This is a genomic window from Pararhodobacter marinus, assembly GCF_003122215.1.
GTDB lineage: Bacteria > Pseudomonadota > Alphaproteobacteria > Rhodobacterales > Rhodobacteraceae > Pararhodobacter > Pararhodobacter marinus.
This window is the reverse complement of record NZ_QEYD01000003.1, coordinates 57,540-76,988: the sequence shown is the minus strand read 5'-3', so window position 1 is coordinate 76,988 and position 19,449 is coordinate 57,540. Positions and strand designations below refer to the sequence as shown.

The 19,449-nt window shown below is 64.7% G+C and carries 18 protein-coding genes and 1 other RNA gene; 6 read left to right on the top strand and 13 right to left on the bottom strand.

Annotation, left to right across the window (positions count from 1 at the left end; translation table 11 throughout):
* Positions 1 to 9 precede the first annotated feature (9 nt).
* On the bottom strand, positions 10 to 2,874 hold the full coding sequence (gene uvrA / locus C4N9_RS05350) for an excinuclease ABC subunit UvrA (RefSeq protein WP_109532276.1): 2,865 nt from the start codon (positions 2,872 to 2,874) through the stop codon (positions 10 to 12).
* An 84-nt stretch (positions 2,875 to 2,958) separates the two neighbouring features.
* On the opposite strand from uvrA, the gene C4N9_RS05345 reads away from it, so the two are divergent.
* From C4N9_RS05345 to lpdA, 4 genes are all read left to right on the top strand, one after another.
* Positions 2,959 to 3,495: a rhodanese-like domain-containing protein gene (locus C4N9_RS05345; protein ID WP_109532275.1), complete on the top strand. Its 537-nt coding sequence runs from the start codon at positions 2,959 to 2,961 to the stop codon at positions 3,493 to 3,495.
* A 179-nt stretch (positions 3,496 to 3,674) separates the two neighbouring features.
* Positions 3,675 to 4,922 (top strand): MFS transporter, encoded by a 1,248-nt coding sequence (locus C4N9_RS05340; protein ID WP_109532274.1) that lies wholly within the window; start codon positions 3,675 to 3,677, stop codon positions 4,920 to 4,922.
* A 128-nt stretch (positions 4,923 to 5,050) separates the two neighbouring features.
* On the top strand, positions 5,051 to 5,632 hold the full coding sequence (locus tag C4N9_RS05335) for a DUF924 family protein (RefSeq protein WP_109532273.1): 582 nt from the start codon (positions 5,051 to 5,053) through the stop codon (positions 5,630 to 5,632).
* 138 nt (positions 5,633 to 5,770) lie between these two features.
* A complete protein-coding gene (gene lpdA, locus C4N9_RS05330) occupies positions 5,771 to 7,165 on the top strand; it encodes a dihydrolipoyl dehydrogenase (protein WP_109532272.1) in 1,395 nt (464 codons plus the stop codon).
* Positions 7,166 to 7,226: 61 nt separating this feature from the next.
* On the opposite strand, the gene C4N9_RS05325 is transcribed toward lpdA, so the two are convergent.
* From C4N9_RS05325 to C4N9_RS05270, 12 genes are all read right to left on the bottom strand, one after another.
* Entirely contained in the window at positions 7,227 to 7,862 is a 636-nt protein-coding gene (locus C4N9_RS05325) for a 5'-methylthioadenosine/S-adenosylhomocysteine nucleosidase (RefSeq protein WP_109532271.1), read from the bottom strand.
* Positions 7,859 to 8,320 carry a hypothetical protein gene (locus tag C4N9_RS05320; RefSeq protein WP_109532270.1) on the bottom strand — a complete coding sequence of 154 codons (462 nt, stop codon included), beginning with the start codon at positions 8,318 to 8,320 and terminating at the stop codon, positions 7,859 to 7,861. Before C4N9_RS05320 ends, C4N9_RS05325 begins: the two co-directional genes overlap by 4 nt.
* Positions 8,310 to 8,876, bottom strand: coding sequence for an acetolactate synthase small subunit (gene ilvN / locus C4N9_RS05315; protein ID WP_109532269.1), 567 nt, complete (start codon positions 8,874 to 8,876; stop codon positions 8,310 to 8,312). The genes C4N9_RS05320 and ilvN overlap by 11 nt, the downstream gene beginning before the upstream one ends.
* 24 nt (positions 8,877 to 8,900) lie before the next feature.
* Entirely contained in the window at positions 8,901 to 10,667 is a 1,767-nt protein-coding gene (locus tag C4N9_RS05310) for an acetolactate synthase 3 large subunit (protein WP_109532268.1), read from the bottom strand.
* Positions 10,668 to 11,101: 434 nt separating this feature from the next.
* Positions 11,102 to 11,965 carry an arginyltransferase gene (locus C4N9_RS05305; protein ID WP_109532267.1) on the bottom strand — a complete coding sequence of 288 codons (864 nt, stop codon included), beginning with the start codon at positions 11,963 to 11,965 and terminating at the stop codon, positions 11,102 to 11,104.
* Positions 11,966 to 12,131: 166 nt separating this feature from the next.
* On the bottom strand, positions 12,132 to 12,566 hold the full coding sequence (locus tag C4N9_RS05300) for an RDD family protein (protein ID WP_109532266.1): 435 nt from the start codon (positions 12,564 to 12,566) through the stop codon (positions 12,132 to 12,134).
* The gene (locus C4N9_RS05295) at positions 12,563 to 13,027 is read right to left on the bottom strand and encodes a YbaK/EbsC family protein (RefSeq protein ID WP_109532265.1); all 465 of its coding nucleotides are present in this window, start codon (positions 13,025 to 13,027) and stop codon (positions 12,563 to 12,565) included. Before C4N9_RS05295 ends, C4N9_RS05300 begins: the two co-directional genes overlap by 4 nt.
* A gap of 164 nt (positions 13,028 to 13,191) precedes the next feature.
* On the bottom strand, positions 13,192 to 13,659 hold the full coding sequence (locus C4N9_RS05290) for an SspB family protein (RefSeq protein WP_109532264.1): 468 nt from the start codon (positions 13,657 to 13,659) through the stop codon (positions 13,192 to 13,194).
* Positions 13,660 to 13,737: 78 nt separating this feature from the next.
* Positions 13,738 to 14,511, bottom strand: coding sequence for a DUF1194 domain-containing protein (locus C4N9_RS05285; protein WP_109532263.1), 774 nt, complete (start codon positions 14,509 to 14,511; stop codon positions 13,738 to 13,740).
* Between the two features lie 72 nt (positions 14,512 to 14,583).
* Positions 14,584 to 14,938, bottom strand: a transfer-messenger RNA (tmRNA) gene (ssrA, locus tag C4N9_RS05280).
* Between the two features lie 20 nt (positions 14,939 to 14,958).
* A complete protein-coding gene (locus C4N9_RS05275) occupies positions 14,959 to 15,726 on the bottom strand; it encodes a potassium channel family protein (RefSeq protein ID WP_109532262.1) in 768 nt (255 codons plus the stop codon).
* 9 nt (positions 15,727 to 15,735) lie between these two features.
* The gene (locus tag C4N9_RS05270; RefSeq protein ID WP_109532261.1) at positions 15,736 to 16,551 is read right to left on the bottom strand and encodes a FadR/GntR family transcriptional regulator; all 816 of its coding nucleotides are present in this window, start codon (positions 16,549 to 16,551) and stop codon (positions 15,736 to 15,738) included.
* A 171-nt stretch (positions 16,552 to 16,722) separates the two neighbouring features.
* Between C4N9_RS05270 and C4N9_RS05265 the strand changes: the two genes are divergently transcribed.
* Both C4N9_RS05265 and C4N9_RS05260 read left to right on the top strand, forming a co-directional pair.
* On the top strand, positions 16,723 to 18,144 hold the full coding sequence (locus tag C4N9_RS05265; RefSeq protein WP_109532260.1) for a cryptochrome/photolyase family protein: 1,422 nt from the start codon (positions 16,723 to 16,725) through the stop codon (positions 18,142 to 18,144).
* A 73-nt stretch (positions 18,145 to 18,217) separates the two neighbouring features.
* Positions 18,218 to 19,429: an SAM-dependent methyltransferase gene (locus C4N9_RS05260; RefSeq protein WP_109532259.1), complete on the top strand. Its 1,212-nt coding sequence runs from the start codon at positions 18,218 to 18,220 to the stop codon at positions 19,427 to 19,429.
* Positions 19,430 to 19,449: the final 20 nt, after the last annotated feature.

The window sequence follows — 19,449 nt, the reverse complement described above, 5'->3', positions numbered from 1 at the left end:
CCCCCTTTCTCACTCCGCCGCCCGGCGCCGCTGCTTGAGCAGGGGGGCCAGGTAATGCCCGGTATGGCTGCCTGCGACCTTCACCACCTCTTCGGGCGTGCCCTCGGCCACGATCATGCCGCCGCCATCGCCGCCCTCGGGGCCGATATCGATGATCCAGTCGGCGGTCTTGATGACGTCGAGATTGTGCTCGATCACCACCACCGTGTTGCCCTGCTCGACCAGTTCGTGCAGCACCTCCAGAAGCTTGCGCACGTCTTCGAAATGCAGCCCCGTGGTCGGTTCGTCGAGGATATACAGCGTCTTGCCGGTCGACCGGCGGGCCAGTTCCTTGGACAGCTTGACGCGCTGCGCCTCGCCGCCCGACAGCGTCGTCGCCTGCTGCCCCACCTTGATATAGCCCAGCCCCACGCGCATCAGCGCGTCCATCTTCTCGCGGATCGACGGCACGGCGGTGAAGAAATCCTGCGCTTCCTCGACCGTCATTTCCAGCACGTCGGAAATTGATTTACCCTTGAACAAAACTTCGAGCGTTTCGCGGTTATAGCGTTTGCCCTTGCAGGTTTCGCAGGTCACATAGACGTCGGGCAGGAAGTTCATCTCGATCTTCAGCACGCCGTCGCCCTGACAGGCCTCGCAGCGCCCGCCCTTGACGTTGAACGAGAACCGCCCCGGCTTGTAGCCGCGCGCCTTGGCTTCGGGCAGGCCCGCGAACCAGTCACGGATCGGACCGAAGGCGCCGGTATAGGTGGCCGGGTTCGAGCGCGGCGTGCGGCCGATGGGGCGCTGGTCGATATCGATCACTTTGTCCAGATGCTGCAGCCCCTGAACCGTTTCGCAGGGCGCGGGTGTCTGGCGCGCACCGTTCAGACGCATGGACGCCGTCTTGAACAGCGTCTCGATCGTCAGCGTCGACTTGCCGCCGCCAGACACGCCTGCGACGCAGACGAACTTGCCCAGCGGGAAATCGACCGTCACGTCGCGCAGGTTGTTGCCGGTGGCCTTGACCACGCGAATATTCTTCCCATTGCCTTCGCGCCGCGTGGCCGGAACGGCGATCTCGCGTGCGCCCGACAGGTATTGCCCGGTCAGGCTGACGGGGTCCGCGGCGATATCCTCGGGCGTGCCCTGACTGACGATGCGCCCGCCATGGACGCCGGCGCCGGGCCCGATATCCAGCACGAAATCGGCGGTACGGATCGCGTCTTCGTCATGTTCGACCACCAGGACCGTGTTGCCCTGATCGCGCAGGTTCCTGAGCGTGGTCAGCAATCGGTCGTTGTCGCGCTGGTGCAGGCCGATGGACGGCTCGTCGAGCACATAAAGCACGCCGGTCAGGCCCGAGCCGATCTGGCTGGCCAGGCGGATCCGCTGGCTTTCACCTCCCGAGAGCGTGCCCGCCGCGCGGCTGAGCGTTAGGTAATCGAGCCCCACATTGACCAGAAAGCCCAGACGCTCGCGGATCTCTTTCAGGATCGCTGTGGCAATCTGGTTCTTCTGTTTCGACAGGTGGTTCGGCGCGTCCTCGATCCAGGCGAGCGCGTCGCGGATCGACATTTCCGAGACCTGGCTGATATGCAGCCCGGCGATCTTGACCGCCAGCGCTTCGGGTTTCAGACGCGCGCCGCCGCAGGCCGAGCAGGGGCGGTTGTTCTGATACCGCTCGAATTCCTCGCGGATATAGGCGGAATCCGTCTCGCGCCAGCGGCGTTCCATGTTCGGAATGACGCCTTCGAAGGCGCGGCTGACCTTGTAGACACGGCCGGAATCGTCATAGCGGAACGCGATCTCCTCGCCGCCCGAGCCGTGCAGCAGCACCTGTTTCGCGGCGTCCGGCAGGTCGCGCCACGGCTTCTTGGCGTTGAACTTGTAGTGTTTCGCCAGCGCCTCGATGGTTTGCAGGAAATAGGGCGTCTTGCCCTTGCGCCAGGGCGCGATGGCGCCGTCTTCCAGCCGCAGCATCGCATCCGGCACGACCAGCCGTTCGTCGAAGAACAGCTCGACGCCGAGCCCGTCACAGGCCGGACAGGCGCCAAAGGGCGCGTTGAACGAGAAAAGGCGCGGCTCGATCTCGGGGATGGTGAAGCCCGACACCGGGCAGGCGAAATTCTCGGAGAAGGTGATGCGTTCGGGCGCTTCGCCCTCCGGCGCCTGCGCCATTTCCAGGACCGCGATCCCGTCGGCCAGGTCCAGAGCGGTGCGGAAACTGTCGGCAAGCCGCGTTTCCATGCCCGGGCGCACGACGATCCGGTCGACCACCACATCGATATCGTGACGAAATTTCTTGTCCAGCTCGGGCGGCGTGTCGAGTTCATGGAAGGTGCCGTCGACCTTCACGCGCTGGAACCCCTGCTTTCTGAGTTCCAGCATCTCTTTTTTGTACTCGCCCTTGCGGTCGCGGACGATCGGGGCCAGCAGATAGGCGCGGGTGCCTTCCTCAAGCTGCAGCACGCGGTCGACCATGTCCTGCACCTGCTGCGCCTCGATGGGCAGGCCGGTGGCAGGCGAATAGGGCGTCCCGGCGCGCGCGAACAGAAGGCGGAGGTAATCGTGGATCTCGGTCACCGTGCCGACGGTCGAGCGCGGGTTCTTCGAGGTCGTCTTCTGCTCGATGGAAATCGCCGGGCTGAGACCGGCGATATGATCGACATCGGGCTTCTGCATCATGTCGAGGAACTGACGCGCATAGGCCGACAGCGATTCCACGTAGCGGCGCTGCCCCTCGGCATAGATCGTGTCGAAGGCCAGCGAGGATTTGCCCGACCCCGACAGCCCGGTCATCACCACCAGCTTGTCGCGGGGAATGTCGACATCGACGCCCTTGAGATTGTGCTCGCGCGCGCCGCGGATCTCGATGAACTTCTGTTCCGCCATGTTTTTCGCTTCCGGCTCGTGTGGTGTTGCGGCCCCCAGCGCGAGCCTTCGGCGCGAAGATAGTGCAGGCTGCGCGAGTCTCCAATGGGCGAGAGTGAACAAATAGTAAACTTTCGTGTTTCACGCGGCGTGCCGGGGCAAAAAATTCCGCAACGCAGCGGAATACAAATTCCATATCTTGAATATTACTGCCGGGTCTGCTATCTGACCGTCAACCGATCCTGTCATCCCTTGGGGAGCCTGACGATGTTCAACCTGTTTTCTGCGTTCATGGGCGGCACGGCCGCCGTCGATCCTGCCGAGGCCGTTGCCGCGGTCGGGGACAATCGCGCGCTTCTCATCGATGTGCGCGAAGAGGCCGAGACGCGCTCGGGCATGGCGCGGGGCGCGCTGAACCTGCCGCTGAGCCGCCTGCACCTCGCCGCCGATCCGGCGTCGGGTCATCACGACACGCGGCTGGCGGCGGCCCGGAAGGCGGGGAAGCCGCTCTATCTGTACTGCGCTTCGGGGGCGCGGTCGGGCCGGGCGGCGGGCATCCTGAAACAGCACGGGTTCCCGGAAGTGCACAACCTTGGCAATCTGGGTGCGTGGCAGCGGGGCGGCGGCGCGGTCCTGCGCTGAGGCAATCGTGACCGGACCCTGCCGTCGCGCGCCCGGTTGACGAGCGGCGCGAACATCTGGTTAAGCCGGGGCCTCGTCTGCACGGTTCGGGCAAAGCGTTGCCGAGGTGCCGCTTTTCGGCCTTTACGTTCCTGTAACTGTGCTAGGTGAGAAACGCACAGACTGACCGGAGCGCGCCCATGTTAAAAGTTCTCGCATCGACCTGGCCCCTCTTGTTCGGGCTGATGCTGCTGATGCTGGGCAACGGCATGCAGGGCACGCTTCTGGGTATCCGCGGCGGGATCGAGGAATTCTCGACCACGCAGATGTCCATCGTCATGTCGTGCTATTTCGTGGGCTTCCTGTTCGGCTCGCGCTTGGCGCCGGAAATGATCCGCCGGGTCGGGCATGTCCGCGTCTATGCCGCGCTCGGCTCGCTCATTTCGGCGGTGCTGATCCTTTACGCGGCGGCGCCCAACTGGATCGCTTGGTCGGTGATGCGGGTGCTGATCGGCTTTTCATTCTCGGGCGTCTACATCACCGCCGAAAGCTGGCTGAACAACGCCTCGACGAACGAGACGCGCGGACAGGCGCTGTCGCTGTATCTGATCGTGCAGATGATCGGGATCATCGCCGCGCAGGCGCTTCTGAACTTCGGCGATCCGTCGGGCTATATTCTGTTCGTCATCCCGTCGGTGCTGGTGTCGCTGTCCTTCACGCCGATCCTGCTGTCGATCTCGCCCGCGCCCGCGTTCGACACGACCAAGCGGCTGAGTTTCAAGGCGCTGTATCAGGCGTCGCCGCTGGGCTGCGTGGGAATGTTCCTGCTGGGTGGCGTGTTCTCGGCGCAGTTCGGCATGGCCTCGGTCTGGGGCACGCAGGCGGGGCTGAACATCCGCGACCTGTCGATCTTCATCGCCTCGATCTATGTGGGCGGGCTGTTCCTGCAATTCCCCATCGGCATGCTGAGCGACCGGATGGACCGCCGCGTGCTGATCCTGGCGCTGGCCATCGCGGGGGGGATCGTGCTGATGGTGCCGGTGCTGTTCGACGTGCCCTTCGTGATGTTGATCGGCGTGGGCGTCCTGATGGGCGGGATTTCGAACCCGCTGTATTCGCTGCTGCTGGCCTATGTGAACGATTACCTCGACAACAGCGACATGGCGGCGGCCTCGGCGGGGCTGATGTTCATCAACGGGATCGGCGCGATCTCGGGGCCTATCGTCACCGGCTGGCTGATGGGGGCGATCGGGCCGTCGGGCTTTTTCCTGTATATGGGCATCATTTTCATCCTGCTTGCAGCCTATGCCGGCTGGCGGATGACGCAGCGCCGTGCCACGCCCGATGCACAGGGTGGCTACACGGCGATTTCGCCCACCGCCTCGGTGGTGACGATCGAGGCCGCGCTTGAGCAATCCGACGCCGACTCGCAGACGACGCAAAGCTGAAGGCGGCCGGATAAAGGACCAAAGACCGGGCAGGGGCCGCTTCCGGGCGGCCCTCGCTACAGGGTGATCGACGCCGGGCTTGACCGCCGCCCCGCGCTCGGCGCAGGCTGGCGAAAAAGGAGCCAGCCATGACCACCACCGCCCGCGCCGACGCGATCCTCGATTACTGGGACGATCTGGGCCCCGAAGGCTGGTATGCCGGGGGCGAGGCGCTGGATGACGAGATCCGCGCGCGCTTCGAAGAGGACTGGAACGATGCGCAGGCGGGGCGGCTGCGCCACTGGATGTCCTGCCCCGAAGGGATGCTGGCCTTTCTTCTGCTGACCGACCAGTTCCCGCGCAACATGTTCCGCGGGCAGGCCAAGGCCTTCGCCACCGATTACAAGGCGCGGCGGGTGTCGCATTACATGTGGCTGAACATGGCCGATCTGAAGATCGACGAGCCGCTTCGCCAATTCTGCTACCTGCCGCTGATGCATTCCGAAAGCCCGTTCGACCAGGACCGCTGCGTGGCGCTGATGATCGCGCGGCTGCCCGAAACGGGGGCCGACAACGTCGTCCATGCCTGCGCGCATCGCAACGTGATCCGCCGCTTCCGCCGCTTTCCCTTCCGTAACGAGGCGCTCGGGCGCGAGACCACCCCGGACGAGGCCGCCTGGCTTGCCGAGGGCGGCTATGGCGCCATCGTCCGCCAGCTTCAGGCGGCGTGAACGGCCGCGGGCGCACCGCGGGCCGTTTCCGTATGTGCAAGGCGGCTATTCACCGGACGCAGCGGCTTTCGGGATGCTCCGGTTGCGCGCGTCCCGAATTTAGTTTAATGCTAAATCATATTCATCCGGGAGGGATCCATGGCAGAGCACAGCTTTGATGTCGTCGTGATCGGGGCGGGCCCCGGCGGCTATGTGGCGGCGATCCGCGCCGCCCAGCTTGGCAAGAAGGTCGCCATTGTCGAGCGCGAGCATCTGGGCGGCATCTGCCTGAACTGGGGCTGCATCCCGACCAAGGCGCTGCTGCGCTCGGCCGAGGTCTTCCACCTGATGCACCGCGCGAAGGATTTCGGGCTGAGCGCCGACAAGATCGGCTTCGACCTGGCCGCCGTGGTCAAACGCTCGCGCGGGGTGGCCGGGCAGTTGTCGGGCGGAATCGGCCATCTGATGAAGAAGAACAAGATCACCGTCTTCATGGGCAAGGCCACGATCCCCGCCGTGGGCAAGGTCTCGGTAAAGGGGGACAAGGGCGAGGAAACGCTCAAGGCCCCCGACGTGATCCTGGCCACCGGCGCGCGGGCGCGCGAATTGCCGGGTCTGGAAGCCGATGGCGACCTGGTCTGGACCTACAAGCACGCGCTGGATCCCAAGCGGATGCCGAAGAAGCTGCTGGTCATCGGCTCGGGCGCGATCGGCATCGAATTCGCCAGCTTCTTCAACACGCTGGGCGCCGATACCACGGTCGTCGAAGTGATGGACCGGGTGCTGCCGGTGGAAGATGCCGAGATCTCGGCCTTCGCCAAGAAGCAGTTCACCAAGCAGGGCATGAAGATCAAGGAAAAGACCACGGTCAAGAAACTGGACCGCGGCAACGGCAAGGTCACCGCGCATCTGGAAGCGGGCGGCAAGACCACGACCGAGGAGTTCGACACGGTGATCTCGGCCGTGGGCATCGTCGGTAATGTCGAAGGGCTGGGCCTGGAAGAGCTGGGCGTCAAGATCGACCGCACCCATGTGGTGGTCGACGAATGTTGCCGCACCGGGGTCAAGGGGCTGTGGGCGATCGGCGATATCGCCGGCGCGCCGTGGCTGGCGCACAAGGCCAGCCACGAGGGCGTCATTGTCGCCGAGATGATCGCGGGCCAGCATCCGCATCCGATCAAGCCCAACACCATCGCCGGCTGCACTTATTGCCACCCGCAGGTGGCCTCGGTCGGGCTGACCGAGGCGAAGGCGAAGGAAGCGGGCTACGACATCAAGGTCGGGCGCTTCCCGTTCATCGGCAACGGCAAGGCGATTGCCCTGGGCGAACCCGAAGGCCTGGTGAAAACGATTTTCGACGCGAAGACCGGCGAGCTTCTGGGCGCCCACATGGTCGGCGCGGAAGTGACCGAGCTGATCCAGGGCTATGTCATCGGCCGCACGCTGGAGACGACCGAGGAAGACCTGATGCATACCGTCTTCCCGCATCCGACGCTGAGCGAGATGATGCATGAAAGCGTGCTCGACGCTTACGGTCGGGCGCTGCATTACTGAGACGGGAAGGGGCCTTGGGCCTCTTTTTCGGGGCCGGAACGGTGCGTGCAGAGCACGCACCCTACAGCGTCAGGCTGCCGTCCCCCAGCGCGGCGCCCAGCCTGTCGACGGCGCCGGCGAGCTTTTCATCAACCACATGCAGGTATTCCTGCCAGTCATGCAGCCCGGTGAGCTCGGCCTTGCCGTCCGAGATGCCGCGCAGGGCGATCAGCGGCACCTCGGCCAGCATGCAGGCGCGCAGGATGGCGAAGGTCTCCATGTCCACCATGTCCTGCACGATGCCGTCATAGCCCGCGCCCGAGACGATATTCGCCCCGGTCGACAGGGTCGCCCGCTTGAGCCCCGGAATGGCATGACCCAGTTCCAGGATCGCGGGCAGGTCGAGAAAGGGCGTGGTCCCCCGCTCGAATCCCAGCGCTGACGCGTCGATATCGCGCCAGGCGACATGGCTGGCCTGATAGAGCCCGCAATGATCGAGCCGCGCGGACCCGGCCGAGCCAAGCGACACGACGAGCGCGGGTTTGCGCGCTTGGGATTCCAGAAGTGTCAGCGCGCGGCTGGTCTGGACCGCGGCCTCGATCGGACCCACACCGCAGATCAGCGGGGTGATGCGGGCTTGCAGATGCGGGCCGTATTCGGCTTGGGCGGCCATGACGAACAGCACGTCATGGCCGGCAATCGGGGTGAGGGGGATCATGCGGGTCTCAGCATCCGGGTGGCGAGCCCCGAGATTGCGGCAAGCGACAGGGTGAGGGCAAGAGCGATCAGCGTGACGCGGTTGTGCCGCTCGCGCGCGGTCGGCCAATAGGCAACCTGCGGCGGATGCCCCGGGGTCACGGCGACCTCGACCAGGGCGCCGGGCCAGATCTCGGTCACCGAGACGGGCGGGTGATCGGTCGCGATGGTGAAGGTGCCCAGTTGCGGGTCCGAGACAAAGAGCCGCGCGCGCCCTTCATACCACGGTTCGGTCTGCGTGGGCGGGCGCAGGTCGACGGTGAGAACCGTGGCCTCGACCCGGGTGCCCGGGGGCCGCGCGCGCATCAGGCCCAGCGTCTGGACCATCGCCACGCCCGTCAGCACCAGCGCCGCCGCGAGGGAGGCGCCGGTGAAAAAGGGCAGAACCCTCAGCAGAAAGGCGCGAGGCTCAGGCCGCACCGCCGCGCGCCAGCGCCGCGACGCCGGTGCGCGCGATTTCGCACAGGCCCAGGGGACGCATGAGGTCGGCGAAGGCGTCGATCTTGGACGGTGCGCCGGTCATCTCGAACACGAAGCTTTCCAGCGTGGAATCGACGACATTGGCGCGGAAGATCTCGGCCAGGCGCAGCGCCTCGATCCGGGCATCGCCCTTGCCTTCGACCTTCAGAAGCGCCAGCTCGCGCTCGACCGAGGCGCCCTCGACCGTCAGGTCATGGACCTCGTGCACCGGCACAATGCGGCCCAGCTGCGCCTTGATCTGCTCGATCACCTGCGGCGTGCCCACGGTGACGATGGTGATGCGCGAGCGATGGCCCTTGTGGTCGGTTTCGGCGACCGTGAGGCTTTCGATGTTGTAGCCCCGGCCCGAGAACAGGCCGATGACCCGGGCCAGGACGCCCGGTTCGTTGGCGACGATGACGGCGAGCGTATGGCGTTCGAGAACCTCGGAATTCGGGTCGCGAAGGTCATAGGCCGAATGCTTGGACGAGCCTTGCTGGATGTGAAGCGGGGACATCAATTTCTTCCTTGCACCAAGGGCTTACACAAGCGCCGCGCCAGCGCCGGTAATGGCGCGGACATCGTCGGACGGCAGCAGCATGTCGTTATGCGCATTGCCCGAGGGGATCATCGGCAGGCAGTTTTCATGCTTTTCGACGAGGCAGTCGAAGATCACCGGGCCGTCGTAGTTGATCATCTCCATGATCGCGTCATCCAGCTGATCGGGGTGATCGACCTTGATCCCCTTGCAGCCGAAAGCCTCGGCCAGTTTCACGAAATCGGGCAACGATTCCGACCAGGAATGCGAATACCGCTCGCCATGCAGCAATTGCTGCCACTGGCGCACCATGCCCAGACGTTCGTTGTTCAGGATGAACTGCTTGACCGGCGCGCGGAACTGCACCGCGGTACCCATTTCCTGCATGTTCATCAGCCAAGAGGCCTCGCCGGCGACGTTGATCACCAGCGCGTCGGGATGCGCCACCTGCACCCCGATCGAGGCGGGCAGGCCGTAGCCCATCGTGCCCAGACCGCCCGAGGTCATCCAGCGGTTGGGCGCGTCGAAATGCAGGAACTGCGCGGCCCACATCTGATGTTGCCCCACTTCGGTGGTGATGTAGCGGTCGCGGCCCTTGGTCAGCGCTTCCAGCCGCTGCATGGCGTATTGCGGCTTGATGATGCTGTCCGACCCCTTGTAGGCGAGGCAGTTCACCGCTTTCCATTCCTCGATCTGGCTCCGCCACTTGGCCAGACCTTCCTTGTTGGTCTTGCGGCCGCGCGATTTCCAGATCCGCAGCAGGTCTTCCAGAACGTGGCCCACATCGCCGATGATCGGCAGATCGACGCGGATCACCTTGTTGACCGAGGAGGGATCGATATCGATATGCGCCTTGGTCGAATGGGGGCTGAAGGCGTTGACCCGGCCGGTGATCCGGTCGTCGAAACGCGCGCCGACATTGATCATCAGGTCGCAGTCATGCATCGCCATGTTGGCCTCGTAGAGACCATGCATGCCCAGCATCCCCAGCCAGTTCTTGCCCGACGCCGGATAGGCGCCCAGACCCATCAGGGTCGAGGTGACGGGGAAGCCGGTGCTGTCGGCCAGCTCGCACAGCAGCTGGCAGGCGGCGGGCCCCGAGTTGATCACGCCGCCGCCTGTATAAAAGACCGGGCGCTCGGCCTGTTCGATCAGCTCGACCAGAGCGGTGATCGCGGCGATATCGCCCTTCACGCGGGGCTGGTAGTGATCGACCTTCGCTTTTTGCGGGGGCGTATAGGTCCCGTCAGCGAATTGCACGTCCTTGGGGATATCGACCAGAACCGGGCCGGGACGGCCGGTCGTGGCGACGTGGAACGCCTGATGGATCGTCTCGGCCAGGTTGTCGGGATCCTTCACCAGCCAGTTGTTTTTTGTGCAGGGGCGGGTGATGCCCACGGTGTCGGCTTCCTGAAAGCCGTCGGTGCCGATCAGGAAGGTGGGCACCTGGCCCGAGATCACGACAAGCGGGATCGAATCCATCAGCGCGTCGGTCAGGCCGGTCACCGCGTTGGTCGCGCCGGGACCCGAGGTCACCAGCACCACGCCGGGCTTGCCGGTCGAGCGGGCATAGCCTTCGGCCATGTGGGTCGCGCCCTGTTCGTGACGCACGAGGATATGGCGGATCTCGTTCTGTTGGAACAATTCGTCATAGATCGGCAGAACCGCGCCGCCGGGATAGCCGAACACGACTTCGACACCCTGGTCCTTGAGCGCCTGAACGACCATCTTGGCGCCGGTCATCTGCGCTGCGTTCGTCTGCTGGGACATGACTTTCTCCACCTTAGGATCTCGCTTCGGATCTTGTGCCAGCCTTTGCCCCAGGCCAGCCGATAGGGCAACAAAAAACCCCCGGTCAGGGGGGCGCATGGGGAACGGTCGGTGTCGGCCTCATGCCGATCCGGTGCGATCCCCTGAACTGATAAGTACGACGGTCATCCGTCTCTCCTGTAGCGTTCGGCGGGACATTACGTCCGCTGCAGGGCAGCGTCAAGCGCCCTTGACAGCGGTTTGCGTCAAAAATGGTCGAAAATCTTTGCGGATATTGCGTGATCATGGGGTTTCCACGCACGAAATGGAAATTCCGGTGCCCGATTCGGGGGCTGGGCGCCCCGACGGGACGAAATGCCGCCGGGTGGACGGGCCTTGAAACGCAAAACGCCGCGCGAAAGGGCGCGGCGCAGGGCGGGAAGCATGAAACCGGATCAGCCGTTGCGCGGGCCGCGCGCTGGGGGGGCGGGCGGCAGGCTGATGGCCGCGACCTGTTCGGTGATCGGGCGGACCGACAGCGGATGCGGCTGGCGGCCGTAATCCTCGGGGTCGCCCAGATTGTGCCAGTCGCCGTCGCGATAGACCTCCAGCCCGCTGAACTTGGCCTTGTAGGCCATCTTCGCGCTGCCGGGCACCCAATAGCCCAGATAGACATAGGGCAGCCCCACCTGCCGCGCCAACGCGATATGGTCGAGGATCATGTAGGTCCCCAGCCCGTCCTTGATCCGGTCGGGATCGTAGAAGGAATAGACAAGGCTCAGCCCGTCATCGAGCACATCTGTCAGGCAGACCGCCGAAAGATGCCGTCCCGATCCGCGCCGTTTCTCGCCCGGATTGGCGGGTTTCTCGGTGTATTCGATCACGCGTGAGCGGACCGGCGTCTCTTCGATCATCGCGGCGAATTCGAAGATGTCCATATCGGCCATGCCGCCATCGGCATGGCGGCTGTCGAGATAGCGGCGAAACAGCGTGAACTGTTCATCCGTGGCCCAGGGGCTGGTCGCCTCGCGATGCAGGTGCTGGTTGCGCTTGATGTTGCGCCGCTGGCTGCGCGAGGGCTCGAAATCCGCCACGCGGATCCGCGCCGAAAGGCAGGCTGCGCATTCCGAACAGGCCGGACGATAGAGCACGTTCTGCGACCGGCGGAATCCCTGTTTGGACAGCGTGTCATTGAGCGCGCGCGCCCCTTCGCCGGTCAGGGCGGTGAACAGCTTGCGCTCGCTCTGCCCGGGCAGATAGGGGCAGGGCTGCGGAGCCGTGACATAGAATTGCGGCGCTATGGGCAGCGTGTGGCGCATGGGGGGCGCACATCCTTCGAACGGGGCAATGAAGACGTAGGGCCGGGGTCGTGAAACTCAACGCATTGCGCCCGGGGGCACAACATAGATCAACCTAGCAACGGTTTTCCGCCCCGCCAAGGGGCATGGCGTCGCAATCCCGCATGACCTGAAGGCGCCTCACCGATCAGTGTTCGATGTAGCGGTTCACGATGGTCGTGCCGAGGATCCAGTCATTGAGCCCCTGCCGGTAGGGCGTGATCATCATCATCGCGACCGAGGCGATCTGCGGGATCACGAAGCTCATCGAGCCTGCATAGATCACCGAATGCCACAGCGCCAGGGTCTGGTCTGGGCGCGTGGCGTCCAGCCGCACCCAGCGGACCGAGGCGACCATCATCCCCAGGGTCGCGCCGTAGCGCGTCAGCATCACCGTGCGATAGGCAATGGCGATGGCGGCCCAGACAAAGGGCAGGATGAAGATCGCAAGAAACCCGGTCAGCACCAGCGCGATCAGCACCATGACAAGCGTGATCACCAGGTCGATCACCCAGGCCATGAAGCGTTTGATCATCAGGTGATCGTAGAATTCCGGCTCGTCGAGGGGATGGGGCAGGCTCATTGCGTGAAATCGGCCTCTTTGGCGTGACAGGCGGCGAACAGGGCATCGGGCGCGACCGCGAAGACGTGGTCGGGCGTTCCCGCCGCAGCATAGACGGTGTCGAATTCCTTCAGCCGGGGATCGGCGAAAATGCGGGGCGCCGAAAGATGGCCGATCGGGGCCACGCCGCCGATCGCGAAGCCCGTGACCTTGCGCACCGTGTTCGCATCGGCGCGCAGCAGGGTCTCGCCCGCGACGGCGGCGCCCTTGTCCGCGTCCAGCCGCTTGCCGCCCGCCGTCAGGAACAGGTAGATCTGGCCGCTTTCCCCCTGGAAGATCAGCGATTTCACGATCTGGTCGATGTCGCAGTCACAGGCGCGCGCCGCATCCTCGGCGGTGCGGCTCTGTCCGGGGTGAAGGATCTCGGCGTCGAGGCCGATCTCTTCGATGGCTTGGCGCACGCGCGCCAGCGACTTGCTCATGGCGTATCCGATTCCGGTTTCGTCTGGACCAGAACATGAAGGCTCCGGCGCAAACGAACAACCCCGCGACCGGGGGCGCGGGGTGTTTTGCCGGGTGCTTTGAGGGGTCGGAACGCGAAGTGATCCGATGTCGCCCCCCGCAAGGCGAGGCCGGGGCTCGGTGCTTACTTGCGGAACTTGTCGAGGCTCACGACCTCGCCCGCTTTCTGCGGTTCCGGTTCGGAATGCATCATCGGCGCTTCCTCGTCCTCGAACTCGTCGTCCTCATCCTCGTCATCGGCATGGGTTTCGAATTTCAGGCCGAACTCGACCGAGGGATCCACGAAGGTCGTGATCGCGTCGTAAGGAATATAGAGCGGCTCGGGCTGGTTGCCGAAATTCAGCGTGATGGCAAAGCCTTGCTCGTCGACGCTGAGATTCTCGAACCAGTGCTGGATGACGATGGTGATCTCGTCGGGATAGCGCGCCTGCAGCCAGTCGGCCATCTGCACGCCGGGATTGCGGGTGTTCAGCGTGATGAAGAAATGATGCTCGCCGGGCAGGCCGTTTTCGGCGATTCCGGTCAGAACCTCTCGGATCAGGCCGCGCATGGCCTGGTGCATGAGGTTTCCATAATCGATTCCGCGCGCCATGATCGTCCTCTTGAAGTCCCCCGGTCGCGGGGGCGGTCTTATCGTCACCATAGGGTTTTCAGGGCCGAAGAAAACCCTTCACCGCGCCGGCATCCGCAGAAACATGTCGAGCGCGGCGTATTCCGGCAGCGGGGGCGCGGGCGGGGCAAGGGCCGGTTCCGGACCGGGCAGGGCGGCCACCGGGGCGATCAGCTCGCGCAGCATCTTCTCGCGCATGGCGCGGGCGAAATCGTCGTGCTGGCGGGCGGTGATGACGAACCCGCCGGGCGTCACCACATGGCGGTTGTAGAAATTGGTGATGGACTGGGATTGTCCCGCCGCCTCGATCGCCAGCCCGTTGATCTGAATGCCGCGCCGATAGGCCGCGACGCGCTCGGTGCCCAGGGTGAAGCTTTCGTTCTCGTCCCCGTCGCCCGAGACGTCGATCACCCAGCGCACGCAATCGCCCACCTGCGCAAACAGCGCGGCCGACACGCGGATCGCTTCGCCCACCGCCGTGTTGCCACCGGCATGGGCGCGGGGCATCACCTGCACGCGGGTGGCCACGGCCTGGGCGTCGGCCGGTTCGGTGATCCGGGTCCAGGGCAGGGTGACGCTCTGCTCCATGGCGCCCGACCATTGCACAACCGCCAACGCCGCGCGGCCATGGACCAGCGCGTCCTGCACCTGGGGATCGCGGATCGCCTGCGCGATGCCCTGCGACTGCAGCGTATATTCATAGGCATCGACCGAGCCCGAGACGTCCATGGCAAGCACCAGCGCCACGTCACACGCCAAGGCGCGCCCGGGGAACAGGGCCAGCCACAAGCTCGCGGCAAGGCAGATCGGACGGAGACTGCGTCGCTCGGACATGGCGCATGGTCGCACGCAGCCCGAGGGGCAGGGATCACGAAGCCGTGAGGCCGGGCGCTGCGAAGGGGGGAAAGTGCAGGTTTCTGTTGCCAGGTACCTGCGAACCCCGCCTTACGCGGCTAAGCGCAAGGGCTTAAGATCGGTTTAGGTCAACTGCTTACGCAGCGACGGCCACCGGAGCACGGTTGTCATTGGCAACTGTACGTTTCGGACCGATAACGGTGGTACCTCACCGGGACAAAGCAAACCCCTTTAGACGTTCGTCGATCCTGTTTCGGCCCCATTCGCCCCCAATGAGGGAAGTCTGGTGGAGCCGCCGGGTACCGCCCCCGGGTCCGAACCGCTTATTACGAGCGCGTTTATGTCCATAGTCCCCGTTGCCGGGAACACGCTCTATATAGGGCGGCATTCGGCGCGGCTCAAGGGGGCGCGGCAGGGCAAACGGGTTCAGTCGTGGCGGTGCCGGCGCTCTTCGCGCGACTGGCGCATCGCGTCGGAAAACGCGCCCGCCAGCAGGCCCGTGGGCAGCGCGATGAACCCGATGCCGCACAAGGCCGTCAGCGCGGCCAGGAAACGGCCCAGCGGTGTCACCGGCACCACGTCGCCATAGCCCACCGTGGTCAGCGTTTCGACCGCCCACCACAGGGCGCGGGGGATCGAGCCGAAAGCCTCGGGCTGGACCTCTCCCTCGACGATGTAGAGCAGCGTCGAGGCCGCCAGCATCAGCGACAGGGCCATCACCATGCTGAGCCAAAGCTCGGTCGCGCGCGAGCGCAGCGCGTCATAGAGCAGGTTCATGCCGCGCGAATACCGCCCGAGCCGGGCAAGCCGCAGGATGCGCAGCAATTGCAGCAGGCGGAACACCGTCGCCTCAAGTCCCAGAAAGGGCGAGGCAAGGGTGACCAGAACCGCCAGATCCAGAAGCGCGCTGGGGCTGAACGCGTAATGCCAGACATTGCGGATGCGCGGGTTGAGCGGCGCAACCCAGAGCCTGAGCCCGTATTCCACCAGGAAAAAGACGAAAAGCGCCGCCTTGATCATTTCGAGTACGCCGCCGAAACGGCGGATCACATGCACCTCGGTTTCCAGCACGCCCACCAGGATCAGCAGCAGGATGCCGCTGACCACAAGCCGGTTGAAGGGCGAAAGTCCGTCATCCTCGCGCATCTCGGGATCGACGGCCACGGACAGGCGATGCCGCAACGAGGGCTGCATGGCGCGTGCTTACTCTGGCGGGGACTGGTCCGGCAGCGGCGTGAGACGCTGCACCGGCGGCAGTCGCAGATCGCGCATCCGCGGCGGGCGTTCGACCGGCTGGGCGTCGTCGGCCTCACCGTTCGCGCGGTCGGATTCGAAGCTCCACAATTCCATGATCGCCGCGCGGGTATCCTCGCCGCGCAGCCCGGCGATGCCATTGGCGATGCGCACGTGATAGGACAGGAAGCGCGCGCGGATGCGGGTGGGGTAGTCGGTCTTCGGCGTGACGGCGAACTCGGCCTCGATCAGCCCCTGCGTCAGCATCGTCATCGCGTTGTTGCCCGACGCCGCAGCCAGCGCCAGGTTCATGCGGCGCATCGAGCCGACGAAGGTCTCGTCATCGATGGAAAAGTCGGATTGCAGGTCGATCTCGGCGCGCAGATCGGTGATCTCTGCCTTGCGCAGGATCGCCAGTTCGGCGCAGCCCAGCATCATCTGGATGCGCGCTTCGGTCAGGAAGGGCCGATGCGCGTTATCCGGCGCGCGGGTCGACAGGGCGACCAGCGCCGCCACCTGCTCACCCGCCACTTCCGGCGTGGGCTGGGTGACGAAGGCGCCACCGCCGGCCCCGCGCCGCGCGGTGATCATGCCCCGGGCATTCAGTCGCCCCAGCGCTTCGCGCAAGGTCGGGCGCGAGACCTTGAAATGCGCGCAGAGATCGGCCTCAGACGGAAGACGGTCGCCCGGCGCGTAGTGACCCGAAAGGATGTTGTCCTGAAGAAGCGACGCGATCGCCGAGGCCCGGTCCGGCGTGCGCTTGTCCAGGGAAGACCCGCTGCTCATGCGTCAACCCACTGTGTTATCGGTGTTTTTATTGTCTGTCATTAGGATGACAGAGGCCCCGAGTCGTGTCAATCGCATAGGTTGTTTCTCGGTCCATACGGTTGCGGCCGGACGGCTATTGACGTCACATCTGGCACGCTAGATCGCGTTTTACGCAATGCGAAAGACGACATGACCGACAAAGACCGTGCCGATACCCCGCTGATCGTCTGGTTTCGCCGCGATCTGCGGCTGGACGACCATCCGATGCTGGCCGCCGCCGCCGCGACCGGCCGGCCGTTGATCCCCGTCTTCATCGCCGACCGCGCCGTCACCGATATCGGCGCCGCGGCACGCTGGCGCTATGGCGAGGCGATCGGCAGCTTCGCCGCGCGGCTCAAGGATCGCGGCACGCGGCTGATCCTGCGCAGGGGGGCGGCTTTGCCCGTATTGCTGGAACTTCTCGACGAAACCGGCGCGGGCGGCGTGTGGTGGACGCGGCTCTACGATCCGCTGTCGCGCGACCGCGACAGCGAGATCAAGGATACGCTGAAAAGCAAGGATTTCGAGGCGCGGTCGTTCCCCGGCCACACGCTGGTCGAACCCTGGGAGATCGAGACCAAGGCGGGCGACCCCTACAAGGTCTATTCGCCCTTCTTCCGCGCCCTTGACGAAAAGGGCGTGGCGCAGCCCTGCGAGGCGCCGGATGATCTGAACCCGCCGGATCGCTGGCCCGAGAGCGAGGACCTGGCCGACTGGGATCTGGGGGCGGCAATGAAAAGGGGCGCCGACATCGTCGCGAAACACGCCATCGTCGGTGAAGAAGCAGCCCGCAAGCGGCTGGAGAATTTCCTGGACGGTCCGGTGCTGGACTACAAGGACGACCGCGATTTTCCGGCGAAACCCGCGGTTTCGGGCCTGTCCGAGAACCTGACCTATGGCGAGATCGGCCCCCGGCGCGTCTGGCACGCGGCCAAGGTGCATACAGGCAAGGGCGGCACGCATTTTCGCAAGGAACTGGCCTGGCGCGATTTCGCCCACCACCTGATGTTCCATTTCCCGCAACTGCTGGAAAGCAACTGGCGCGAGGAATGGGACGATTTCCCCTGGCGGCAGGACAACAAGGATGCCGAGCGGTGGCGGCGGGGCATGACGGGCGAGCCCTTCGTCGATGCCGGTCTGCGCGAGATGTATGTCACCGGAACGATGCATAACCGGGTGCGGATGGTGGTCGCAAGTTATCTGACCAAGCACCTGACAACGCATTGGAAAATCGGCATGGAGTGGTTTGCCGATTGCCTGATCGACTGGGATCCGGCTTCGAACGCGATGGGGTGGCAGTGGGTGGCGGGGTCGGGGCCCGATGCGGCCCCCTATTTCCGCGTGTTCAATCCCGAGACGCAGGCGGAAAAGTTCGATAAAACAGAAGAGTACCGCAAACGCTTCATCGCCGAGCTGAGCGACGATCCGGGCGAGGAGGCGCTCGATTACTTCAAGGCCGTCCCGCGTGCCTGGAAGCTGGACGCGAAAGCGGATTACCCCGAGCGCATGATCGCGCTGTCAAAGGGACGCGAGGCGGCGCTCGAAGCCTATGACAGCCTTAAGAAATCGTGACGAAACGGGATTGCGTATACATCCAGCGGCCTTAATCTTTCGTACAACAAACAGACAGACGACAGGGACGCGGATGGACATCATCACCACCACCGAGGGGCAGTCCGATCTGCCCCGATATTTCAAACCCGTTTTCGCGCAGCTTCAGCGCATGAATTACGGGCGCCTCGACCTGATCCTGCCCGACGGGCGGCGGTTCCGCGCGCAGGGCAGCGAGCCGGGCCTCGCCGCCGAGATCACCATCCACAATCCCGACGCCTTCGCCCGGCTGATCCGCGAGGGGGATCTGGGTTTCGCCGATGCCTATATCGACGGCTGGTGGACGACGCCCGACCTGCAGGATCTGATGGACATCGTGTTCAAGGACAACCCCGCACTTCTGGACGATTTCACCGGCATGGCGCTGGTGCGTGTCTATGAACGCGTGCGCCACTGGTTGCGGGGCAACTCGAAGCAGCAGGCGCGCAAGAACATCTCGTATCACTATGATCTGGGAAACGATTTCTACGCCCAGTGGCTCGACGATTCGATGACCTATTCCTCGGCGCTGTTCCACACGGGGCAGGAAAGCCTAGAGCGCGCGCAAGAGCAGAAATACGCGGCGCTGGTCGACTCGCTGGGGCTGCAACCGGGCGACCATGTGCTGGAAATCGGCTGCGGCTGGGGCGGGTTCGCGGAATACGCGGCCGGTCAGCGCGGGCTGAAAGTCACCGGGCTGACGATCTCGAAGGCGCAGCACGATTTCGCCGTGGCGCGGATGGCGCGGGCCGGGCTGTCGGACAAGGTCGAGATCAAGATGCAGGATTACCGCGACGAGCGCGGCACCTATGACGGAATCGCCTCGATCGAGATGTTCGAAGCGGTGGGCGAAAGCTATTGGCCCGCCTATTTCGAAACGGTGCGTGACCGGCTGAAGGCCGGGGCGAAGGCGACGATCCAGGTCATCACGGTGCCCAATGACCGCTTCCCGACCTATCGCAAGAATGTGGATTTCATCCAGAAATACATCTTCCCCGGCGGCATGCTGATCTCGCCCGCGCGTTTCGCGCAGGAGGCGCAGAAAGCGGGTCTGGGCTGGCTGTCCTCGATCGAGTTCGGCGAAAGCTATTCGATCACGCTCCGACGCTGGCACGAAAGCTTTACCAATGCGTGGGATCGTATCCAGACAATGGGTTACGACATGCGCTTCAAGCGGATGTGGGACTTCTACCTCACCTCTTGCGCGGGGGCGTTTCACACGGGTATCTGTGACGTGACTCAGATCACCCTGCGCCGTCCGGCCTGACCTGCGGGTCGGGGGCCGAG